Consider the following 5447-nt stretch of genomic DNA (forward strand, 5'->3'; position numbering starts at 1 on the left):
GCCCGGAGCCGCCTGCCGCGGCGGCTGGGGCTGGGGCCCGGGGTAGCCGCGCGGCGCGGTGGCCTGCTGCGGGATGTACGGCGCGTGCGCCTGCTGCAGCGGTGCGGGCTGCGGTGCCTGCGGATAGCCGTACGCGGGCTGGGACGGGGCCGCCGGGAGGGCGGGCAACGCCGAGGGAAGCGCGGGCAGATGACTGGCCGGCGCGTCGTACGCGGCGGGGACCCGGATCGGGGCGATCTGCGGGGTGCCCCGCTCGGCCACGAGCGAGTCGTAGATCGGGGTGTCCGGGAAGGAGGCGGAGTAGTAGCCGCCGCCATAGGTGGAGCGGGGGGAGGTCATGGCACATAAGTTAAGCCCACGATGTGCTGGTTGGGGAGACCGATAAGAGGGTTGTTTTCCGGGTCCGCAGTGGCTCGGGATCCCCAATGTGAGCGAATTCGTCGAAAACGGACTGCGCGCCGCGAGAATTTGGTGTAAACGCCGAGGCCCGGGCGGGTTACCGGCGGTTGGCCGCCCGTTCTTCTGCGCTCCTCGCGGGACTTCGCCGACGCCGGGGGAATAGGTTGTGCGGACGACAACCCGATGGATGCCGGGGACGGGCCTGGCGCGGTGACCCGATGGGGGCGGACATGTCAATGCCGAAGGGATCGAACACGCCGGTGCCGACCACGGCACTCCGGGTGGAGGTGGGCTGGCGATCCGGCCCCGGCGTGCCCGACGCCGACGCCTCGGCGCTGCTGCTCGTGGGCGGAAAGGTCCGCTCCGACGCCGACTTCGTCTTCTACAACCAGCCCGCCCACGCCTCCGGAGCCGTCCGGCACGAGGGCAAGCGGAACGCGGGCGGCCAGGTCACCGACGCCCTCCTCGTCGACCTCACGCGCGTGGAGCCCGGCATCGAGACGGTGATCCTCGCCGCCTCCAGCGACGGCGGCACGTTCGGGCAGATCCCCGGCCTGTACATCGAGGTCAAGGACGCCGCGCAGGGCACCGTCGCGGCCCGCTTCGACAGCACCGGGGCGACCACCGAGACGGCGTTCGTGCTCGGCGAGTTCTACCGCCGCCAGGGCGCCTGGAAGTTCCGTGCCGTCGGCCAGGGCTACAGCAGCGGACTGGAGGGCCTCGCCACGGACTACGGCATCACCGTGGACGAACCCCAGCACACGGCACCCGCCCCGGCCGCGCCCACCGCCCCGGCACCCCCGGTCGCGACGCCCACGGTCACCCAGCCGGCCGCGCCGCCCCCTCCGGCCGCGTCCCCGGCGCCGGTCCAGCTCACCAAGGTGACCCTCACCAAGGCCGCCCCCTCCGTGTCGCTCACCAAGCAGGGCGGCACCTCGGGCGCCCTGCACGTCAACCTCAACTGGCAGGTGCGCAAGCAGTTCTCGGGCTGGGCCGCCAAGCTCGGCCGCCCGGTCGCCATGCACTCCGACCTCGACCTCGACCTGTGCGCCCTGTTCGAACTGAGCGACGGCAGCAAGGGAGTCGTCCAGGCGCTCGGCAACGCCTTCGGCTCCTTCCACCAGCCGCCGTTCATCCACCTGGACGGCGACGACCGCACCGGCGCCGTCGCCAGCGGCGAGAACCTCACCGTCAACCTCGACTACAAGCAGTACTTCCGGCGCATCCTCGTCTTCGTCACGATCTACGAGGGCGCCCGCTCCTTCGCCGACCTGAACGCCCACGTCACCCTCCAGCCGCAGCACGGCGCCCCGATCGACTTCTCGCTCGACGAGTGCACCGTGCCCTCGACGGTGTGCGCCCTCGCCCTGATCACCAACACCGGCAACGGCGACCTGGTCGTCCAGCGCGAGGCCCGCTACCTGGTGCCCGAGCGCGGCGTCAGCCCGCAGCGCACCGTCGACTACGCCTACGGGTGGGGCATGAACTGGACGCCGGGCCGCAAATGACGTAGCCCGGCCGCCGGTTCACCCCTCGTCGGGCACGGCGTCCGGACGCGCGTAGGTGCGGCCCTTCCAGGCCGCACCTCGCCCCCGGTAGTGCTGCACGGCCGAGTCGAGGGTCATCAGCAGATACAGCGACGCGGTGAACGGCAGCAGGGGAGCGAGCCACAGCGGCTGCCGGTAGTAGCGCAGCATCGGCACATACGTCCCGGCCATCACCAGCCAGGCCGCCGCACCGGCGGCCACGGCCGGCACGCTCCCCGTCACCGCGCCCGCCACCACCGCCACCGGCGGCACCAGATACACCAGCGCCAGCCCGGCCACCGTCCCCGCCAGCAGCGCCGGGTTGTGCCGCAGCTGCGCGTAAGCACTGCGCGACACCATGCGCCACAGGTCGTGCAGCCGCGGATACGGACGCACACTGTCCACCCGGTCCGCGAGCCCCAGCCACACCCGGCCACCGCTCCGCTTCACCGCCCGCGCGAGGGCCACGTCGTCGATCACGGCATGCCGGATCGCGTCCGGGATCCGCGCCCGTTCCGCCGTCTCGGCGCGCAGCAGCACACAGCCGCCCGCCGCCGCTGCCGTACGCGTACCCTCCGTGCCGATCCGGCGGAACGGGTACAGCTGCGCGAAGAAGTACACGAAGGCCGGCACGACCAGCCGCTCCCAGCGGCTCGCCACCCGCAGCCGGGCCATCTGCGAGACCACGTCGAAACCGCCGCCGTACGCCGCCGCGACCAGCCGGCGCAGACTGTCCGGCGCGTGCGCGATGTCGGCGTCCGTAAGGAGCAGGTACTCCGGGCCACGCGCGCGTGCCAGACGGATGCCGTGCCGCACCGCCCAGAGCTTGCCCGTCCACCCGGCCGGCGGCTCACCGGGCGAGTCCACCGTCAGCGGCAGACCGCCGTGCCGCCGCGCCAGCTCACGGGCCAGCGCGCCGGTGCCGTCCGTGCTGCCGTCGTCGACGAGGAAGACCTCCGCCCGCCCCGGATACTCCTGCGCGAGCAGCGACGGCAGGCTCGCCGGAAGCACCGCCGCCTCGTCCCGCGCGGGGACCACGACGCACACGCGCGGCCACCGGTCCGGTTCCCGCAGGGGCGGCAGACGGACGTCCGTGCGCCAGAAGAAGCCCTGGCCGCACAGCAGCCACAGCCAGGCGGCGAGGGATCCGGCGGCGGTCCACGCAAGCACGCTCACGCTGCGCAGTCTGCCCCACGGAAGCGGCCGGAACCGGCCCATCGTCTATCGTGGCCGGGTGAAGATCGCGCTCATGGACTCCGGAATCGGTCTGCTCGCGGCCACCGCCGCGGTACGGCGTCTCCGCCCCGACGCCGATCTCGTCCTCTCCCTCGACCCCGACGGCATGCCCTGGGGCCCGCGGACACCGGAGGACCTCACCGAGCGTGCCCTGGCCGTCGCCGAGGCGGCCGCCGCGCACCGCCCCGACGCGCTGATCGTCGGCTGCAACACCGCCACCGTGCACGCGCTGACCGCCCTGCGCGCCCGCCTCGAACCGGAGCTGCCCGTCGTCGGCACCGTCCCGGCGATCAAACCCGCCGCCGCGGGCGGGGGACCGCTGGCGATCTGGGCGACACCGGCCACCACCGGCAGCCCCTACCAGAAGGACCTCATCCGCAACTTCGCCGGCGGGGTTCGCGTCACCGAGGTGCCGTGCTGGGGGCTCGCCGAGGCCGTCGAACGCGCCGACGAGACGGCCATCGACACCGCGGTCGCCGCGGCCGCCGAGCTCACCCCGGAGGATGTGACGACCGTCGTCCTGGGCTGCACCCATTACGAGCTCGTCGCCGAACGCATCCGTGCCGCCGTGCAGCGGCCCGAGGCCCCGCCGCTCGTCCTGCACGGCTCCGCGGGCGCGGTGGCCGCGCAGGCCCTGCGCCGCATCGGCGCCGAGCCCGCCCCCGCGGTCCCAGCGAGCGGCACCCTGACGGTCCTGCTCAGCGGCCGCGAGGGCGCGCTGCCCACCGCCGCCCTCACCTACGCCGAAGGGCGCCTGCTCCAGCAGGTCACTCCGACGGCCTGAACGGGCCGGGGCGTCCGGGCGGACGGGTGCGCGGACGGGTGCGCGGACCGATATGCGGACGGATCTGCGGTGCACGCCGCGCGGCCTCGCCTGCGCCGGAGCTTCGCCGGGCCGGTGACGCTGTGCGACGCGGTACCGGCGGAGCGAATCCTGAGTAATCTCGGAGCATGAGGGACCACCCCCACGGTGAGCACACCCCGTACTCCGATGTCTGGACCGGCCGCGCGACCAATCGCATCCAGTGGCTGCTCGCACTGATCGGCGCCGCCTGCATGGCGCTCGGCATCGCGCTGGCCGTCGACTCCGCGTGGACGACCTCCCTCGCACCGCTGGTCATGGCCGTCGTCGGTTGCATCGCCGCCGGACTGCTGGTGCTGTTCGGCACCCTCGCGTTCGTGCATGTCGCGCTGCGGGTCGACGAGGACCATCTGGAGGTGCGCTGCGGCCACATGGGGGTGCCACGCCGTCGTATCCCGCTGTCGCAGGTCGCGGGCGCGGAGTTCGTCCCGCACGTCACCCCGCGTCACTGGGGCGGCTGGGGCTATCGCTGGCGTCCCGAGAAGGGCACGGCGGTCGTCGTCCGGCGCGGTGAGGGGCTGGTGCTGCGCCTGTGGGACGGCCACACCTTCACCGTCACCGTCGACGACGCGGAGGCGGCCGTCCATGTCATCCGGGACCGCCTGCACCCGCATCGGCCCGGTGCGGCGCATTGAGGTGCGCCGGGGCGCACGGAGGTGCTTCGAGGCGCCCGCTCATCGGGCGAGCCGGTCCCCGCGCGGATACGCGTCCGGCGTGCGCGGCGGTGTTCCGTCCGTGAGGGGCCGCGCGGTCGCCGTCCCCGCCAGGAGGCCCGCGCCCACGGACACCGCGGTGAAGCTCAGCGCGTTGCCGACCATCGCGATGGCCGCCACCGCGGTCAGCGCCGCCCCCGCCGTGAGCACCACCTGAGTGGAACGGGGACTGCGCCACAGCGCGCACAGCACCCAGCCGAACGCCAGCGCCAGCAGGACGACCCCGACGACACCCTGCTCGGCCGCCACTTGCAGGGGAGCCGAGTGAGGCTTGCCGTCGGACAGCAGGGACTCGCCGGACGTCGTGCTCAGCTCGCCGAACCTCCCCGGTCCCACGCCCAGACCGGCGTGCTGGTGCACCATGCCGAGCGCGTCGCGCCACAGGCCCACGCGATGCGCGGAGAGCCTGCCCTCCAGCGAGGCGGCCAGCCCCTCCGGCAGCGCGTCCCGGGCCACCGCCCAGGCCAGTCCCGTCACCCCGGCGGTGGCCAGGGCGAGCAGGACGATGCCGGGAGCCCGGCGTCGTACGCGGGCGGAGGCGAGGGAACACAGCAGCACCAGGGCGCCGGCGACACAGCCGACGGTGGAGCCGAGCACGGCCGCGGTCACCGCGATGCCCGCCGCCAGCAGGTGCAGGGTGATCCGCAGGGCCGACGTCGAGGCCGCCCAGGCCGCGCAGCAGGCGGCGCCGGCGGACAGGGTCAGTACGGC

Annotated in this window: 6 protein-coding genes; 3 read left to right on the forward strand and 3 right to left on the reverse strand. The window is 73.9% G+C overall.

Annotation, left to right across the window (positions count from 1 at the left end):
• Positions 1-339, reverse strand: a 339-nt coding sequence (locus N4P33_RS31920; protein WP_260830435.1) for a DUF6643 family protein, incomplete at its 3' end; no start/stop codon positions are given.
• A 296-nt stretch (positions 340-635) separates the two neighbouring features.
• Between N4P33_RS31920 and N4P33_RS31925 the strand changes: the two genes are divergently transcribed.
• Positions 636-1907 (forward strand): TerD domain-containing protein, encoded by a 1272-nt coding sequence (locus tag N4P33_RS31925; protein ID WP_260830436.1) that lies wholly within the window; start codon positions 636-638, stop codon positions 1905-1907.
• Between the two features lie 18 nt (positions 1908-1925).
• Here the strand turns inward: N4P33_RS31925 and N4P33_RS31930 are convergent, their stop codons facing one another.
• Positions 1926-3143 (reverse strand): glycosyltransferase, encoded by a 1218-nt coding sequence (locus tag N4P33_RS31930; protein ID WP_260830437.1) that lies wholly within the window; start codon positions 3141-3143, stop codon positions 1926-1928.
• Between the two features lie 16 nt (positions 3144-3159).
• Between N4P33_RS31930 and N4P33_RS31935 the strand changes: the two genes are divergently transcribed.
• Both N4P33_RS31935 and N4P33_RS31940 read left to right on the forward strand, forming a co-directional pair.
• Entirely contained in the window at positions 3160-3945 is a 786-nt protein-coding gene (locus N4P33_RS31935; RefSeq protein WP_260830438.1) for a glutamate racemase, read from the forward strand.
• 167 nt (positions 3946-4112) lie between these two features.
• On the forward strand, positions 4113-4658 hold the full coding sequence (locus N4P33_RS31940) for a hypothetical protein (protein ID WP_260830439.1): 546 nt from the start codon (positions 4113-4115) through the stop codon (positions 4656-4658).
• A gap of 39 nt (positions 4659-4697) precedes the next feature.
• Here the strand turns inward: N4P33_RS31940 and N4P33_RS31945 are convergent.
• A partial coding sequence (locus tag N4P33_RS31945) for an O-antigen ligase (protein WP_260830440.1) occupies positions 4698-5447 on the reverse strand: 750 nt, incomplete at its 5' end.

Origin of the sequence: Streptomyces sp. 15-116A (assembly GCF_025290915.1) — a bacterium.
Taxonomy (GTDB): Bacteria; Actinomycetota; Actinomycetes; order Streptomycetales; family Streptomycetaceae; genus Streptomyces.

What these genes read in the sequence shown, in the direction of transcription:
- N4P33_RS31925 (WP_260830436.1), top strand. Translation starts at nt 636, where the DNA reads ATGCCGAAGGGATCGAACACGCCGGTGCCGACCACGGCACTCCGGGTG.
- N4P33_RS31930 (WP_260830437.1), bottom strand. Translation starts at nt 3,143, where the DNA reads ATGGGCCGGTTCCGGCCGCTTCCGTGGGGCAGACTGCGCAGCGTGAGC.
- N4P33_RS31940 (WP_260830439.1), top strand. Translation starts at nt 4,113, where the DNA reads ATGAGGGACCACCCCCACGGTGAGCACACCCCGTACTCCGATGTCTGG.